The 17367-nt window shown below is 56.1% G+C and carries 13 protein-coding genes; 8 read left to right on the forward strand and 5 right to left on the reverse strand.

Annotation, left to right across the window (positions count from 1 at the left end; genetic code table 11):
- Positions 1–16: 16 nt before the first annotated feature.
- From VMS83_RS07770 to VMS83_RS07795, 6 genes are all read left to right on the forward strand, one after another.
- Complete coding sequence (locus VMS83_RS07770; RefSeq protein ID WP_325411511.1) at positions 17–346, forward strand: hypothetical protein; 330 nt, start codon at positions 17–19, stop codon at positions 344–346.
- A 91-nt stretch (positions 347–437) separates the two neighbouring features.
- Positions 438–1253: an exodeoxyribonuclease III gene (locus VMS83_RS07775; protein ID WP_325411512.1), complete on the forward strand. Its 816-nt coding sequence runs from the start codon at positions 438–440 to the stop codon at positions 1251–1253.
- 471 nt (positions 1254–1724) lie between these two features.
- Positions 1725–2732, forward strand: a complete 1008-nt coding sequence (locus VMS83_RS07780; RefSeq protein WP_325411513.1) for a substrate-binding domain-containing protein — start codon at positions 1725–1727, stop codon at positions 2730–2732.
- 31 nt (positions 2733–2763) lie between these two features.
- Positions 2764–3672 (forward strand): phosphate ABC transporter permease subunit PstC, encoded by a 909-nt coding sequence (gene pstC / locus VMS83_RS07785; RefSeq protein WP_325411514.1) that lies wholly within the window; start codon positions 2764–2766, stop codon positions 3670–3672.
- Position 3673: 1 nt separating this feature from the next.
- A complete protein-coding gene (pstA, locus tag VMS83_RS07790; protein WP_325411515.1) occupies positions 3674–6196 on the forward strand; it encodes a phosphate ABC transporter permease PstA in 2523 nt (840 codons plus the stop codon).
- Positions 6197–6486: 290 nt separating this feature from the next.
- Positions 6487–8532 carry a PKD domain-containing protein gene (locus tag VMS83_RS07795; RefSeq protein WP_325411516.1) on the forward strand — a complete coding sequence of 682 codons (2046 nt, stop codon included), beginning with the start codon at positions 6487–6489 and terminating at the stop codon, positions 8530–8532.
- Between the two features lie 213 nt (positions 8533–8745).
- Here the strand turns inward: VMS83_RS07795 and VMS83_RS07800 are convergent, their stop codons facing one another.
- Positions 8746–9381, reverse strand: coding sequence for a hypothetical protein (locus tag VMS83_RS07800; RefSeq protein ID WP_325411518.1), 636 nt, complete (start codon positions 9379–9381; stop codon positions 8746–8748).
- 138 nt (positions 9382–9519) lie between these two features.
- Between VMS83_RS07800 and VMS83_RS07805 the strand changes: the two genes are divergently transcribed.
- Positions 9520–10836, forward strand: a complete 1317-nt coding sequence (locus tag VMS83_RS07805) for a PKD domain-containing protein (RefSeq protein WP_325411520.1) — start codon at positions 9520–9522, stop codon at positions 10834–10836.
- 197 nt (positions 10837–11033) lie between these two features.
- Positions 11034–12839 carry a type II/IV secretion system ATPase subunit gene (locus VMS83_RS07810; protein ID WP_325411522.1) on the forward strand — a complete coding sequence of 602 codons (1806 nt, stop codon included), beginning with the start codon at positions 11034–11036 and terminating at the stop codon, positions 12837–12839.
- A gap of 108 nt (positions 12840–12947) precedes the next feature.
- Here the strand turns inward: VMS83_RS07810 and VMS83_RS07815 are convergent, their stop codons facing one another.
- The 4 genes from VMS83_RS07815 to VMS83_RS07830 all read right to left on the reverse strand — a co-directional run bounded on the left by VMS83_RS07815 (position 12948) and on the right by VMS83_RS07830 (position 17298).
- The gene (locus tag VMS83_RS07815) at positions 12948–14180 is read right to left on the reverse strand and encodes an archaellin/type IV pilin N-terminal domain-containing protein (protein ID WP_325411524.1); all 1233 of its coding nucleotides are present in this window, start codon (positions 14178–14180) and stop codon (positions 12948–12950) included.
- Between the two features lie 263 nt (positions 14181–14443).
- Complete coding sequence (locus tag VMS83_RS07820) at positions 14444–15676, reverse strand: ABC transporter permease (protein WP_325411526.1); 1233 nt, start codon at positions 15674–15676, stop codon at positions 14444–14446.
- A 169-nt stretch (positions 15677–15845) separates the two neighbouring features.
- On the reverse strand, positions 15846–17120 hold the full coding sequence (locus VMS83_RS07825) for a hypothetical protein (RefSeq protein ID WP_325411528.1): 1275 nt from the start codon (positions 17118–17120) through the stop codon (positions 15846–15848).
- Complete coding sequence (locus VMS83_RS07830) at positions 17104–17298, reverse strand: hypothetical protein (RefSeq protein ID WP_325411530.1); 195 nt, start codon at positions 17296–17298, stop codon at positions 17104–17106. Before VMS83_RS07830 ends, VMS83_RS07825 begins: the two co-directional genes overlap by 17 nt.
- Between the last annotated feature and the right edge of the window lie 69 nt (positions 17299–17367).

The raw sequence follows: 17367 nt of genomic DNA on the forward strand, positions 1-17367 counted from the left end.
AACAGGTGATATGCACATGAAATTACCCGATCCCAGAAGACTGCTCATTGACGACAGGCCCGTGAGCGATGAAGAGTTCAGGTCCCAGAACCTGGTATATGTGATCTCTGCAGCGGTCCTGATGATCACCGGGCCGCTGTTTATCTATCATGGTTTTAACCTCCTGACCTGGCCGTATACGGCAAAATGGGGGGCCCTGTCGATCGCCATTGGATCTTTTGTCCTTATCTTTGGATTCAGCCTCTGGCAGGATCGCCAGGTGCAGATCCTCCAGCGAATGTACAGGAAAGATGCTGAGGAGATGAAACAGGTCCTCAGGGAACTGAAAGATGAGAGAAAATCGTAGCGGAAAGGTATGCAGGTATGATCGCCTTCTGGCTGCATTATCCCGGCCCTGTGCTTCGTGGGCCCGATCCTGAGAATTGTACAGAGTGCGTATGATACTGACCATCCTTTCCTGGAATGTGAACGGCCTGCGGGAGTGTTACGAGAGGAAATATTTCCTGCCGGTCTTCCGGCACAACCCGGATCTTGTCTGTGTCCAGGAGACCAAGGCATCCGGGGAAAAACTTCCGGAACGGGTGCGGAACCTGATCGGGTACCACACCTTTTTTTCCGCGGTCCCGTCGGGTAGTACCGCCGGTGTCGGTCTGTTTTCCCGGAGCAGCCCGCGATCGGTGCAGTATGGTTTCGGTGACCCCCATTTTGACAACAAGGGTCGTGTCCTTGTCGCCGATTACGGCAGTTTTGTCCTGCTCAATATCCATATCCCCCTGGGCATACGGCCCATGGGGAACCTCGATAACAAGCTGAAATTATTCGACGCTTTCCTCCTGTATGTCCGGTCACTCCGCGAAAAGGGCCGTGAGGTTATTATCTGCGGGGATTTCAACGTGGCACACACCAACAGGGATCTCTATAATCCTCCCAAAAAACCGGTCCGCCAGATTGGTGTATCGCCGGAGGAGCGCAGCAGGCTCGATCAGCTTCTGGCCCTCGGGTTTACGGATACATTCCGGATTTTCCATCAGGATCCCGGCCACTATACACGCTGGCCGTTCCAGAACAATTCGCGGGAGCGGAATTTTGGCTGGCGTATCGATTATTGTTTTGTCAGCCCGGGCCTGCGTCCGTACATCTCAGATGCCGCTATCTTAAACGAAGTCAGGGGATCGGATCACTGCCCGGTCATGGTCGAGCTGAACATTCCGGATACGGAATTGTCCCCGGAGACCGGGAAAGCCGTATCATGATACGCGGCTTGGACAAATGACCCCCTCTGGAATGGTCTTACCGTATGGTCTCGCCCCTGTGTTTTCTTTGCAGTTACCGACGGGGATAAGATTCCGCTGGAAGCGCGGAGGAAATCTGTCTGGCGGGACCAGGCCACACAGAAAATACGCCCTGTCATGATCTTCACAGAGTATATCAGAACTGCAAGGATCGAAACCAATCTGGCCTGTTTCCTGTCTTCATTATGGGGTTTCCCGGATTATCGCCGGAAAATTGTTTTCACTATATCCTATTGCGATCACTATATTGAAAAGCCTTAAATCTATATCAAAAACGCTAAAAATATATAGTCAAGGGACGATATTCTGATTGGTGAATTGACATCTGTGGGGGATGTATGAACTTCACCAGAACTCCGTGGCAAATCCATCAATCTCTGCAAAAGTTTTCTTTGTAAAATCCCATCCACAAACACCAAGGTGAAATCAGTAATGTACGCAAACAAGAAACGCATGAACAATGAGATGGCAGTCTCTCCGATTGTCGCGACTCTCGTCCTTATCGTCGTCGCAGTGATCGGTGCGGTTGCCGTAGGTACCATTATGGGTACTTTCTCAACAGATGTATCGAAGCAGGCAAGTGCAGGCCAGGCCGCATCCGCGTCCTCGACCAACGTCCTCCTCGCAGGTTCGACCACTATCCAGCCCGCAATGAACCTTGTTGCAGCTGACTACATGGCAGCAAACCCCGGCGTTAAGATCACCGTCCAGGGTGGCGGATCGGGCGCAGGTCTCCAGTCAGTTTCCTCGGGCATCGCCGACATTGGCATGTTCTCCCAGGCAATGGACACCGCCCAGCTCGCAGCATACCCGACCGTTAAGCAGTATGTCGTTGGGTATGGCGGCGTCGTCGCAATCTACAACAACGGCACTACCCCAAGCACCTATGTTGCAAACGTATCCGATCTCAAGGGATTCTACACTACTGGAGCAACCTACCATGCGCAGAACGGAATGAACGGTCTTGTCCCGACAGAAATCGTCACACGCTCCGATGTCTCCGGTACCGCTGACAGCTTCGGCTCGTACATCGGCCTTGCATCCGGTGCAATCTACACCACCACCACCAACAATGCAGTTGCCAAGAATGGCAATGGTGACATGAACACTGAAGTCAAGGGTCACGTAGGCGCCCTGGGGTTCACTGACCTTGACTACGCTCTGACTGCAACCGGCTATATCTACCTCCCGTGGGACAACATCGGCGGCGGCAAGACAGGTAGCGTCACAACGACCTATACCTACAAGGATGTCCGGGACGCAAAGAACGGCATTGCCTCAACCTTCCCGGTTGGCGCAGTCCGCCCGCTCGAGCTCCTGACCAACGGCCAGCCCAGCGCACTTGAGAACAGCATCATCCAGTTCACTACGTCACCCAGCGAAGCAGGACAGTTCCACAGCATCAACCTCGTGCACGCTTCCGATGTCGTGACCCTGTAAGACTGATGATCTCCTAACTCTCTTTTTTTCCATGAACCTCAGCCGTGATCCGCAGTGGCTCTTTCTTCTCTGCGCATCATCAGTGATCGTTGCAGTCGCCCTGATCTTCGGGTTTATTCTGGTCACAGCGGTACCCGCGATCCAGATGTCCGGCCTCAATCTTATTCTCGGCTCGGTATGGGACTATAATACCCACCAGTATGGGATGCTGATCCTGATCACCGGGACGCTCTTTCTGACCGTCCTGACACTTGCCATTTCCGCACCGGTAGGCATCCTGACGGCTATCTATCTATCAGAATACGCACAACCCGCAGTTGAAAAAACCCTGCGCCCGCTCATCGAATTGTTGGTCGGGATCCCTTCGGTTGTGTATGGTATTTTCGGTTTCTTCCTCCTTGAACCGGTCTTCAGGACCGTTATCAATCCTGACATCGGATCGCTGCTCGGGTTCATTCCCCTGTTCCAAAATGTCAGCCCCATTACCGGAGAGGGGTATCTCCTTGCGGCAACTGTTCTCTCGATCATGATCCTTCCAACCGTGATCGCTCTTTCCCATGAATCTCTTCGGGCCGTTCCTGCCGAGTATCGAGAGGGTTCGTTTGCGCTGGGGGCCACCCGCTGGGAAACGATCAAAAATGTTGTCATTCCTGCAGGAGCGTCCGGCATTATCACCTCGATCGTGCTTGGTGCTATGCGTGCCATGGGTGAAACCATGGCAGTGGTCATGCTGATTGGGGGGGTCATGCATGTACCAACTTCGATCCTTGACCAGGGTTATACGATCACATCTAAGATCCTTTCAGACTCATCCTATTACCTCATGTTCCCGGGAACGCGGTCAGCAATCTTTGCCATGGCAATCGTCCTCTTTGCCATGGAGATCGGTTTTGTCGCGCTCATCCGGCTGGTGAGCAAAAGAATTTCTGGGCAGCAGTAACATGACGTTTTCCCGTCGGCTCGTAATAGATCGCCTCGTAGGATATCTCTGTCTTAGTACAACAATTGCCTCAGCGGCTCTCCTGTTTGTCATCCTTGGGTACCTCTTCATCGGTGCCCTGCCGGTGCTGAGCCTGAACTTTATTATCCTGCCGGAATCGGCATTGCGAATCGCTGACGGTGCAATCGGCAACGCCATCGCCGGCACCATCCTGATCTCCGTTCTTGCAACCCTGGTAGCAACGCCGTTCGCTTTCGGCACGGCTGTATACCTTGCGAAGTACGCCAAAAAAAACAGGTTCACGGACACGCTTCGGTTCTTCATCGAAGTGCTGTCCGGAACCCCCTCCATCGTGATCGGGATCTTCGGGTTCCTCATCCTTGTGATATACCTGAAACCCTTCACGGGAGGGTTATCCCTGATAGCCGGGGCTATGGGGCTTGCAATCCTGATCGTGCCGGTCATAGAGCGTGGGGCAGAAGAGGCAATAGCAGCGATTCCGGGAGATCTGGAAGAGGGCAGTTATGCGCTGGGGGCCACCAAATGGCAGACCATCAGCCTTGTCACGGTACCGGCAGCACTCTCCGGGATTATTACCGGGATTGTCCTTGGCTTCGGACGGGCGGCAGAAGAGTCTGCGGTCGTGCTCCTCACCGCCGGGTACACTCAGTTTATGCCTGAATTTGCTATTAAGACAAACCCGAAAATGTTTCTGGGGATACAAATATTTCCCCTCCAGGATCTTGTCGCTACCCTTCCTTTATCAGTTTACCAGGCTTACGAACATGCAAATATCGTCCCCATGGCAAACGGGTTTGCCGCTGCTTTTGTGCTTGTCTGTATTGTTCTTGTGATCAACATCGTTGCAAGAACAATTACCGCCAAGTATACTTGGACCGGTCCTAGAGACGATTCGTTGATATCGGAGCTGATGGAAAAGCTGTCCATACATCAAAGAAACAGGGCATGCTATGATAGTAATGCTGCAAAAACCGGGACCCCGAGCGTACCGGAAGTCGAAAAACCTGAACTCTTATGGGGCGACGGGGAATCCGGTGGATATGGTACAGTTCCACCCGGATCGGCCTCTTCTCCTCCTCTTTCTGGAGATATTTTAACAGGTACACCTCTGCCGGCTCAAGGGATTGCTCCCCCGGCAGTTCAATCTGGAGAGGATGCCCGGAGATCTGCCCTCATCCCTAAGCTGTCCTTATGGTCACTCAGGAGGATGGGTATCCGTACCCGGCTCCAGAAAATCCGCCAGAATCTGTCCGCACCGGCCTCACCCCGGCAACCGGAACCACCGGTTCCCCAAAAAGAAAAGCCGCAGTCCCGGTTAAACCTTCTTCCCTTCCTTTTCACTCTTGCTCCTTTCATACTCGTTGCAGTGCTCCTGCTGGTTTTGACCTTTGTCCTGCCCGGTGCCACTGCAGGAGGATCGAACGGTATAACCGGCATCCTGTTCGTCTCTCTTGCGGCGCTCACTCTTTGTAGTATCGGTTCGCTGGGGGCCCTCTTTTTGTTGAAGCTGGCAAAGGTTCGCATACGTAACCGGCGGTCTAGGGTCGCCGCGATCGCTCTCGGAATCCTCATTGTCCTGGGCGGGGCAGGTCTCTTTTCTGCCCATCTCTTTATCCCGGCCGGGGATTCAGGAGCCGGATCCGGTCTTTCCGGTCTCCTGCATCTTTCAGGATCCCCGGCCGCCGCGAACGCCACAGATTCATCCGACCGGCAGGCACGACTGGCGGCATTCCTTGCCCAGCAGAACAGCGGCGATGCAGGCTCTCCGGCTCCTGCAACCACCGGTACTCCCGCACCTGCAGCCACGCCAGCACCTGCGCTGGCAGCGACCCCTCCCGGCCAGGCCCCGGCGGTCCCGGTCAAATTCGCGCTCGATGTCGGCGAATCGTACTGGTATGGCGACAATTACCGGCCGTGCTTAGCCACGGTGTATAACGTGCAGGTCCTCCCGTTCTACTTCTGGTGGGATATGGACTGGAACCGGTTTGTCCAGCAGACCCCTGTCCAATCCGGCGATGTTTTTCTTGTCACTTACATACGGATTGAAAATACCGGCAACATGAGTGCGATCGTCCCTTCCGCTGACGAGTTCTTTCTCACGAACAATGGCCAGGTCTATACCCACAACATTTATTTCGACACGTCTGTCCTGAGCCAGAACGAGATCAATTATTATTCTGACAACTTTGACAAGCTGCCCTACCAGTGGATCCGCGAGATCGGAGAGCAGAAGCGTGATTATGCCTACCTGACCGGTTACAATGTTTTTGGCGAGAACCAGACAGTAGTAACTAACTACACCAGCACCAACAGTGCACTGATACCCCCATCCCCTCCCGATACGAACGGCCAGGGATACTTCCTCAACCCGGGCCGCAGCAACGCCATTGACGGGTACCTGATCTACGAGGTTCCCGCAACCGTGGCTGCAGACCTTAAAGATACCTATCTCCAGACTTCCTTCAACAGTTTCAGCCCGACCCGGTGGCGGCTGGGGAAATAGGGGACGAGGTGGCCACCAGGTAAAGACACCACTAAGATTCAGGGCAGGCACCTGTGAAGTGCCCGTAGTGAGCAGTACAGAATGCAAACCCGGGCGTGAGTATATTGCACTCTATATTCTAAATTCAAAAGATATATTTCAGCAGGCCACGTACAGTGTGATACCAACCGGATTCTGATGCAACCACAGGGAGATGGCAGGGTTATTACATCATGGCAGACCGGGGACTTTTTTTCAAGGAAGAACCGGTTCCCGTTTTGTGCGCCGTTGCTGAAGAGTGAGGAGGGGGCATGAAGATAAAAATCCCATTGAATACAAAGAAGATCCGTCTCCCCCGCCTCAACAAAAAGGCCCGGCTCCTTCTTGGTACCGGGGTAGTGATCCTCCTCCTTATTTTGGGGATGTACCTCCACATCCTCCCCTCGCCAGGGACAATCCCTCACTTCTTTGAACCGCGGGTGACCGCTGCCCCGCTCACCTCTCTTAATGGTGCAGACACCGCCCTTTCCACGCCGCTTTCACCCCCTCTTATCGCTGACTTCCTCGCTGCACCCGTAAACCAGTCCGATCCCCTGACCGTACAGTTCTTTGACTTAAGCAGGGGAAATCCCTCGGGGTGGACCTGGGACTTTGGAGACAACTCTTCCTCGAGTCTTCCGTCTCCCGTTCACCACTACGCAGTGCCGGGCACCTATAATGCGACGCTGATAGTAAGCCGGGGAGATGGCGCCACGAGGACGGTAACGGCGTACGATGTCCTTGACACCCGGCAGTCTGCAGAGATGCCGGTACTGGTTGATACGATCCGCAACGGGGTCATCAAAAAAGGCTCATTTTTATCCTTTGTCTCTGCTGACGATACCTCCTCTGTCACCGTCAACGGGGTAAAGACCACCCTGCCGTCAGGATCCCGGGTAAAGATCCGTGCCAACGCGGACACGACCGGGACCCTTTCCCTGCGGAGCACCAACATTCTCGGGTGCAGTCTTGCTGACGCCACCCTCTTTGTGAACGGGGCACAGGCCGCCCGGGGAAGTTTTTCGGACTGCCTTGTCCCCTCCGTCAGCGAGTACCATGCCAACCTGACGTTTGCCATAGAACCGACCTACGGGGAGGTCCGCCAGGTCCAGGTCAACGGCAGCAGGATCCTTGCCGGGCCGGACAATTCCTATATCGTCGTTTCCCAGGACACCCAGAATCCCCGCAATGACCTGACGATCGTTGCCGGCCCCGGGTATTATGGGGGGTCTGCCAGCAGTTTCTCGGTTTCCCCTGCCCTGATTGCAGGTTTTATTGCCACATCCGCCACCGAAGGTGATGCCCCGCTCAATGTCTCGTTTATGGATCGCTCCGCCGGAGCGCCGGATTCATGGTCCTGGGATTTCGGTGATGGTACCAGCTCCCGTGACCAGAACCCGACCCACCTCTATTCCGCTCCGGGAGTGTACGATGTCTCCCTCACTGTAGAGACTCAGGACCAGAGCGATACCGCGACCATCCAGAGTGAAGTGATTGTCACCCCTCCCCGGCTTGTCGCCAATTTTTCTGCACAGCCCATTTCCGGTACTGCCCCGCTTACGGTCCGGTTCACCGACCTGTCTTCCGGTTCACCAACCTCATGGAACTGGACATTCCAGGAGGTCACAAACATTTCGTTTTTGACCATCGGTACCGTCCCCTATGCTACCTCCGGCGACCAGAACCCGGTGATCACCTTTACTGACCAAGGGATCTATAATGTCTGGCTGACGGCGAACAACATCTATGGGAGCAGCGATCTTCTCAGGGCGGGGTATATCGAAGTCTCTGCACCGTATAACATTACCACCAATGATATCGTGATAAAAACCGGAAAACCCGGGCATATCGAACAGGGCTCAAGCCTGCAGTTCATGGTCAGTAATACGCCGGCCGCTCTCACCATCAACGGGACGTATCACATCCTCCGGAAAGGAGACATTGTCCGGATTGTAGCCGACAGCAACCAGCAGGGCGATATCACGATCGACAGCATGCGGATCCTCACCTTTACCTTCCCCGATATGGCGGTGTATGTCAATGGCGATCTGCTGGACAAGGGAGAGATAACGAGCATCTATGTCCCGTCCATGACGCAGTTCCAGACCGGGCTTACCTATTACTTCTCACCTGATTCAGCCCAGACCTACGAGGAGATCAACGGGCAGCCGTACCTCTCCAGCCTGGACAATGCCTGGATCCGTATCTACAGTCTCGGCCTGAACGAGGGAGGAACCCTCTCCCTGATCTCGGGGCCGAATACCACCTATATCGAAGGTGGCATGAACCAGACGGTCCAGGACTGGATTCTCCAGTGACTTTGCGGGTTCATGGAGGGAAATCCCGTGACCTCCGGCCGATGACGGGGCATTGGGTGAGTGTCGCGAAAATACATTTTTTGTTGGTGTACCTGCGCCCTCCTGTGGCAGCCCGTGACTGCCCGGGCTGGAACTCTATCGGATAAGTTCCGTGATCGGGCCGGACCCACCATACCGGGTGCGCAGGGAATGCACGGAAAGAAAAGAGGCCGGTTACTGGCGCTGCTGGAGCAGCTGCGCAGTTGCCGTAATATTGGAGAGGGTTAAATCGCTCTGGTCAAGTGAAGAGATGGCCTGGGCCTTTGCGTCCATGGCCGCCGTGCGCATCGCGTCATCCCGGTAATCAGGATCGTCCACGGAGAGGTATGTGCTCATATCCTGGGTATAATCGACAAAGTGCTGCTGGGCGTTCCCCATCTGGATCGTGTAGATCTTCATCTCCTGTGCCAGCAGGCCGGCAAGATGGGGGGTCTCGCCATCGCTTCCAAACTCAAGAGCAGATGTGTCAGAAGAGAACGTACCGGTGGCACTCTGGAGTGCCTGGATGGCCGCGCCCCACTGGCCGATGGCCTGCTGGTCTGCAGCCACATCCCCCCGCAGGGTTGCCGGATCAGGGGAGCTGCCGGCGGTATCCCGGTTATAGGCATCAAGAGTACTCCCCAGCTGCGCAAGGGATGTTTTGACCTGTGCCGAAGAGGCATTCTGCTGAGCCGCCCACTGGTTATAATCCTGGATAACGATGGTCGTGTTATGCGTGTCGCCCATCCGTGGGGTCGTGCATCCTGCAGCCAGAAGGACGCATACCGTCAGAAGAGCAAGGCAGAAAAACGCACGGGATTGATCCTTCATCACTAACTATAGTGATGCAGTTTTCTTGAATCTTTCGTCATGATTTAAGCACAATATAGAACTTTCAAAGGCAAGGTATCATAAATTATGTTTTTTGAAAATAGAATAGTTTAAGACTATAGTAAATTAAATAAAAATATGGATAATGCGGGAACGCTAGTATGCTGTTTTATCCTGCTGCTGATCGGGGCATGCGGGTGTACCGGTACTACCCCCGGATCCAACACGACAACCGGCGAAACGCCAACTCTTCCCGCTGCGTATGTTGCAGGAGAAACAACGCCCCTGTCCACAAATGCCGCTGCTCCACTCCTCCCGGTCACCACGAATACCGCTCCCGCCAATATCATGGGCGCCCAGGTAAATACAACCCTCACGGAGGTGACTATAGCCTGTACCGGGCAAACGTGTACCAACGGGGTGAACAATGACACGACCTCCGGTTCCGGCACGGTAACGGCACCGGTCAGCGCGATAGCGGCCAACATGACGATGGCGTACGTGAAACAGGACCCGGACGTTGCCGTCCAGTTCACTGATGCCTCGGTAAATACGCCCCCGTATTCATATATGTGGAGCTGGGCACCGGGCGGGAACCTCACCTTCAATAGTGACCCCTCCATTGTCCTCGTGTTTACCCGGTACGGGATCTATACGGTGACACGGAGCGTCACCAACAGCGCAGGCGCTGCCAGTTCCTCGGCAACGGTCTCTGTCTGCCCCCTGGTTGCATCGTTTGCCACGAACCAGACCACCGGCCCGGCGCCTCTTGCAGTGCAGTTCACCGACACTTCGACGGATCAGCCGACATCCTGGTCCTGGAACTTCGGGGACGGGAGCACGTCCACCCTCCAGAACCCCGTCCACTCCTTCACGATTGCGGGATCGTATACGGTCAGTCTGAGCGCGACAAACAGGCTCGGCTCCTGCGGGAATACCACCGGGATATCGGTCTCGTCGCTTTCTGCATCGTTTACCGCAAACCAGACCGCCGGCCTTGCGCCTCTTGCAGTGCAGTTCACCGACACTTCGACGGACCAGCCGACGTCCTGGTCCTGGAACTTCGGGGACGGGAGCACATCCACTCTCCAGAACCCCGTCCATACGTACTCCGGCGCCGGCGTTTACGAGGTGAATTTCAGTGCCACAAACGGGTTTAACGGATGGATTACTGCACCCTCGCAAAGCATAACCACCTATTCACTTCCTGTGGTATCTTTTACGGCAGCTCCGCTCTCCGGTACGCCGGGAACATCGGTCCTTTTCAGCGACCAGAGTGCCGGATTCCCTGCCCCCTCATCCTGGTACTGGGACTTTGGTGACGGGTTTTCCAGCACCCAGAAAAGCCCTTCACACCAGTATGCCCGCTCGGGCGCGTACGCCGTGAGCCATTCCGCGACAAATTCCCAGGGAACCGTCTGGCTGAACAAGACCGCATATATCACCATATCATGACGTCCAAATCTGCTTCGGGGAGGATTTCCTCCTTTTTTTTCGATGATGACTCCGGGGATACCCTAACGGAGGGCGGAGGGGATACGCCAGGATCCCTGTCAGGGCAGCCACGTGAAAATGGCGGGGGCCGAAAGACCGGTCCGGATCAGGGATCACCTCCACCGGTATCTCCCCGGTCCTCTCCCCTCAGGAGATTCATGGCCGGTTTTATTGATACGGAAGAGGATTCTCCCACCGAAGATCTTGGTATGGGACATTCCATTGTCCCGGAAGTCGTGCCGGAAACGACAGATATTACCGCAACGGCACAGCCGGATCCCGCTTCGCCCCCGGCCGATTCAGGCCAGAACCCGCCTGCCCGGCCTTCGTTTCTGCAGAAGATCCGTTCCGTGTTTACCTCACCAGAGCAGAAGGAGATCCAGACCCTGGACTTTGATCCGGGCCCGCTTGACACACCTTCGCTGGAAGGATCGCTGCGCGACGTCAATATCACCTACACGATCGATCCCCCCTACCAGTTTGTCCATATCGAGTACAGCAAAAAAGACGGGGCCCTCATCTACGAGGTGGTCGAACCGCAGCTCTCCGGAGATGAGTTGACCGCTCTCGACATCATCGAACGGGCATTCGAGAAACTGGTGAGCACCAACCTCGAGGTGATCGAAGGCGAGCGGCGGTCCGAGTATCTCAGGGAGCGTTTCTATTCCCTGGTCAATATCTTCGGGCTCAAGCTTTCCGAGCACCAGAAAGAGCGGATGTTTTTCACCCTGAAGCGGCAGTATCTCGGCTACAGCCGGATCGATACCCTGATGAAGGACAAGTACATCGAGGATATCAGCTGCAATGGTTCGGATATCTTCCTGTACGTCCAGCACCGTATCTACGGTTCGATCCGCACCAACGTGAGGTTCGGCGAGGTTGAGCTCAATAACTTCGTGCTGAAACTGGCGCAGGTGGGGGGCAGGCATATCTCCCTCCTCCAGCCCATCCGCGATGTCTCGCTCCCGGACGGGAGCCGTGGCAACCTGACGCTGGGCGGCGAGGTAACCAAGAAGGGATCGACCTTTACCATCCGTAAGTTCCGTGCAAACCCGATCTCGCCCATCGAGATGATGGACTACCATTCGGTAGACGCCATGGAACTGGCATACATGTGGATCCTGATGGAGTATAAGCGGTCGATCCTCGTCTCCGGGGGGACTGCCACGGGTAAGACAACGTTTTTGAACGTCCTGTGCAGTTTCATCCCGCCGGAGTACAAGATCGTCTCCATCGAGGACACCGCCGAATTAAACCTGATGCACCCCAACTGGATCCAATCCATTACCCGGGCCGGGTTTGGCAGCTCCAGCGGGGGCGAGTCGGTCTCCGGGATCAGCGGTGTCTCCTCAAAGACGCCCGGGGACATCTCGCTCTACGATCTGCTCGTTGCCGCACTGCGGCAGCGCCCCGAGTTCATCATTGTGGGGGAGGTCCGTGGCGGTGAAGCGTTCACGCTCTTCCAGGCGATCGCCGTGGGGCACGCGGCGCTGGGCACCATCCACGCCGGCTCCATGGACGAGCTCCTCGCCCGCGTGGAATCAAACCCCATGAACGTTCCGCGGAGTCTCTTTTCGAACCTCGATGTTGTGCTCTTCCCCATGCACATCAAGAAAGGGGAGCGAAGCATGCGCCGGCTCGCCAATATCGTCGAGATGCTGGAGCTTGACCGGGATTCTGGCGACCTCATCACCAACACGGTCTTCAAGTGGCTGCCGGATGTCGACCAGTTCCAGTTCCAGGGCAAGAGTTTCCTCTTTGACAAGATCCGGGATACCCATGGCGTAAACAAGGACGTGCTCAACCAGGAACTCAAGGACAGGACTGCCTTTCTCCTGGGCCTGCAGAAGGCAGGGATCCGGGAGTATAACGCGGTGACCGAACAGATACGGGCCTATTACCGGGACAAGCCTGGCGTGATGAACCGGATTGTTGCCGTGCAGACCGACGAGATTGAGGAGTAATCACCTGCCCGCAGTTTTTCCCCTCGGGAATTTCCCCGTGCACCTTCCGGAATAGTTCCTCGTTTACCGGATGAATGCGATCAGATCGCCTGATACTGTTTTTATACCTCAGCATCCGCTGTTCGCGCTGACCGCCACGGTGATGGGCTGCACCTGCCCGGACACGATCTTGACCGTACCGGTGCCGCAGGTAACATTGGCACTGGTCATTCCGAGGCTGTTGGTTGTCCCGATGTAATTGCTGAGGGAAAGGTTCCCGAACTGGTTTGTATCCAGGACATAGTTGACCGCCGCGTTGCTGACGGGGTTGCCGTTGATATCCCGGATGGTGACATTGATCACCGGGGGATTATACGTGGTGTTGAAGGTTGCGATCAGGTCTGCCGCCGGGGTGAATGCGGTATCAGCGGGGATGGTCTGGTCAGGGGATGTCGTGGCCACCATCCCGTTGCTGTCGGTCACCGTAAGGTTGGCGCAGAATGGTCCCGCCACCGGGGGAGAGATATGGATGGTCCTGCCGCTGAACGTGGGGGCGAGGCCGCTTACCGGCACCAGGTTGTTCGTATCCGAGCAGTTCCCTGGAGCGGGCCAGGTAGAGGCAGCGTTTGTGAGGGCCCAGTTCCAGCTGACGATGGTGGCGTTGGTGGAGGAGGACTGGGACCCGTCCAGCACGATGCTGTCCCGCTGGACCGTGCCAAGGCTGGAGGTCTCCGTGTTATAGGAGATGACCGGGGTCGGCAGCCGGTAGGTCTGCTCGAAGATGTTGGTGAGCGAGGTCAGGATCTTGATATCGATCTGGTCCCCTGTCCCAACGAAAGGTGGTGTCGGGGAAGTGAGACTTTCCGTCAGGTTGAAGGTGACCTGGATGCTTTTTCCCGCCGGGATCGTGAGGTAGGGGGTCGCCGAATCCGAACCCTGCACCTGGCATCCCCCGCCCCCCACGGAGAGGTTGCAGGACCCCTGGGGTGTAGAGAGTGACAGGGACGTGAAGTTCAATGGGTATGCGTAGTAGTTGTTGATGGCAATGCCTTCTATGGCCACATCCTGGGTATTCATGTTCATGAGGTTGAACGAGATCGAACTCCAGTTCTGGGAGCCCGGGATATTAAACGGCGGATTGGGGTACGTTGCATTCCAGTTTACTGTATTGGCAAGTTTCATCCCGGAGATCACGATATCTTCGTCTTTGACTGCCTGGATCTGTGACTGCCGGGTCATCTCGGCTTTCTGCATCTGTGAAACCATCAGAGCCAAGGCTGCAGCTGCAGTCACGGTAATGAGGATCAGCAGGAGAGTTCCGACAATAACAGAAACACCCTGATCGTTGCGGGTCCGGGTCATGGAATGTCACTACGATCTTGGTCATCCTCGAATAAATTAATTCGCTATTTTTTATGTATATATACATACCAGACATCACTATCTCTATATTTATCTGGCCGGTGATCCCCGTTCCTGCGTACACACAGCCGCCGAACGCAGCCACGATACCCTTACCGGTGTACATGAGCGTGGCAAATAATAGGACCGGTGCGACCGCCGTAACATGGATTTCAGCCCGTCCTCTTTTCCCGGGCATCGGCCGCACACCTGAGGGGGGCTTCTTACTCTTCGCTCCGTATTGCATCGATGGGGTCCATATTGGATGCCTTCCAGGCCGGGTACATCCCGGAGAGGACACAGACTGCTACGCCGATAAGCATGGCGGCCGGGATGTAGAGGATGCTTGCCGGCAGGAAGAAGTACGCGGTCGTCCCGATCATCGCTTCTACGACCGTGTACCCGATGGCAAGGCTGCACGCCCCACCCACCCCGGCCCCGAGAAGTCCCAGGATAAATGCCTCGTACAGGAACATCCGCCGGATCTCCCCTTTCTCGGTCCCGATGGAGAGCAGGATGCCGATCTCCTGGATCCGTTCGGAGACCGACATCATCATCACGTTGAAGATGCTCACCGCGGCAACCAGGAGCGAGATCCCGCCGATGGCCATGATAAAGGTCGTCACCGTGCCAAGGGCAGCGGTCTCGGTCGCGAGCTGCGAGGTGGCATCCCGGGTCCGGATAACCGGGGTTTTCTCATTGGCGTTTACCTTCCCGCTGATTGCCGATTCAATATCGCTGATGTTGTCCACGTTGTTTACGATCACGTTAACCTGGTTCCACTCGTCCTCGCCGCCATACTGGTTGGTGTACCAGTTATCGTTCACCACGATCCCGTTATCGGTGGAGACGCCGTCGGCAACGGTCCCCCGGGGCATGAGCACCCCGGCAATGCGGAGCTCGGGCCGGGAAGCGGAGTTATACGACCCGATCCTGATACGGGTACCCACCTTGAGGTTGAAGTTCTCCGCGATTTCTGCCCCGACCAAGACCTCCCCTGCCCCGATATCGGTGGTCCCGTTGCCATACGACTGGTTCAAGGAGAGGAACTTAGGGATGTCAAGCGGGTTGATGCCGTATACCGAACCCCTGCCCGCAATGGAATTGATCGTAAACTGGGTATTGGTCGAGTAGATGGGGATTACCGTGCCGTTCGATCCCGTGGCCATGGTGATCTTCGCGAGCTCGTTTTTGGTGATCCCTGTGGCTGTGGTCGAGGATGAGGACGGGGCAAACCCGGGCGGTCCCATCCGGACCACGTCCGGGGTAATGACGATAGTATTTGCACTTGCCGAGAGCTGGTCTTTTACCTCGAGCTGCATGTTGGTGCCCAGCATTCCCATGGAGGAGATGGCAACGACCCCGATCACAATACCGATGGCGGCAAGGATCGACCGCAGGAAATTGATGCGGACGCTCCGTAATGCGAGGCTGAAGAAGATGTCTCCTTTAATCATGCCCCGCCTCCTGCCGGACACCGGCCAAAGGCGGGTTTCCTGCATACGGAGGAAGCCCTCCCGGTAAGACGGGCCCTTATGATCCCCGTGCCGGCGCGGCGCCCCGGGTACTCCGTACCCGTCCTGCAGGCATTCCGGCAACAGAGGATCCCGGTCATCTCCGGTCCCGTTACTGCTGCTTTTTTATTTTGAGCATGATCCATTTCCGCTTGACCCACAGGATGATCCCTACGACCAGGAGCACCGCACCGGCAATGAGGGGATAGAACGCAGCAATACCGCCGCCCCTGCCGCTGGTGATCCCGCCAAAGATGCTGTTGCTGCTGCTGCGCCCGCCATAGCTGCCGCCGCGGCTCATGCCACCCGTGCCGCCGTTAAAGTTCCCGCCGGTTCCGGTTCCCGCGGTCACCCGCGGGCCGCTGCCCGCTGTTGCGTTGGCGGTCCCGGCCGGCGAGGCAAGGTTGAGGGTCTTGGTGAGGCTGTAATCATTGCCCGCAGAGTCCTTCCAGGTGATAACCACGGGCACGGCAGAGAGATCGCTCGTTGTAAAGGTCAGCTCGAAGGTTCCCGAATCGTCCGAGGCAATGCTGCCGATGGCATAGACGGGATAGGTCCCGGTGCCGGTTGCCGGGGATCCAATGTTCACGATCACGCCATAGGCATCCGAGATCCCGGCATTGGTGATATCGCCGGTGATATCATACCCTGTGGCGGTGGTTGTGAGTTCTACATCGTTGAGGACGGGGACGGCGGCGGTCTTGTCCTGGCCGATGGTGATCGGCAGCACCACGTCGGTATAATGGGTATTGTCTCCATCCTGGTAACTGATGTTAAACGTGAGGGTTGATGCCTGGTGGGAGGTGATGCCGAAGGTGTCCGCGTACGAACTGGAGGAAGCAAGCGAGGGGATGAGATCCATGGCCGGGTTGGCGACAATGCCGGTCCCTTCGGGTGTGATCACGATGTCGTTGATCGCGCCGCAGCGGGTGTTCATTAAGGTGAGGGTTACGTTCTGTTCGGCCTCTGGCGCAAACGAGGTGGGCTGCGAGGTGACCGCAGCAAGAAGGCTGTTGGAGTTGACGTTGATCTCGACGGGGTAGTGGATGGCGTTACCTCCCTCTGTCCCGATCGTAAACAGGGCGTTGTACGTCCCGTCCGGCGGCATGACCGTGAACCGGAGGGTAAACGCGACGGTATCACCGGCACCTACGTAGGTCATGCCCTCCCAGTCGCTTTCCTGGACGTCAAGGTGGGGACTTATCAGGGTCGGGTCCTCCAGCCCGATTGACGTTGTACCGCCATTTGTCAGGGTGACGGTGACCGTCCCGGTGTCACCAGGGAAGTACGACCCGCTGTCCGTGGTGACATTGGAGACATAGACCAGTGCCGCGTTATCGGAGGTGCTTGAACTGCTCGTGGTAGATGAACTACTGGAACTGCTCATAGAACTTGTAGAACTGCTGGAATCCGATTGGGCTGCCCATGCAGTCGATATAACAAGCACCAGCAGGAGTATACTCACCATAACCCATCGCATCTTTCCCAAACCCCCCGGGGGGGAACCTGTCGCTGAACGCATTGTGGCACCACGGGATGTCCCTCCGGCGGGGTGCCCGGTACATGCCGGGGGCCCGCCGTAGTCGGACTATGTAATATATAGTTTACTTATTGTCATTTAAAATATACTGTGT

Source organism: Methanoregula sp. (assembly GCF_035543475.1).
GTDB lineage: Archaea > Halobacteriota > Methanomicrobia > Methanomicrobiales > Methanospirillaceae > Methanoregula.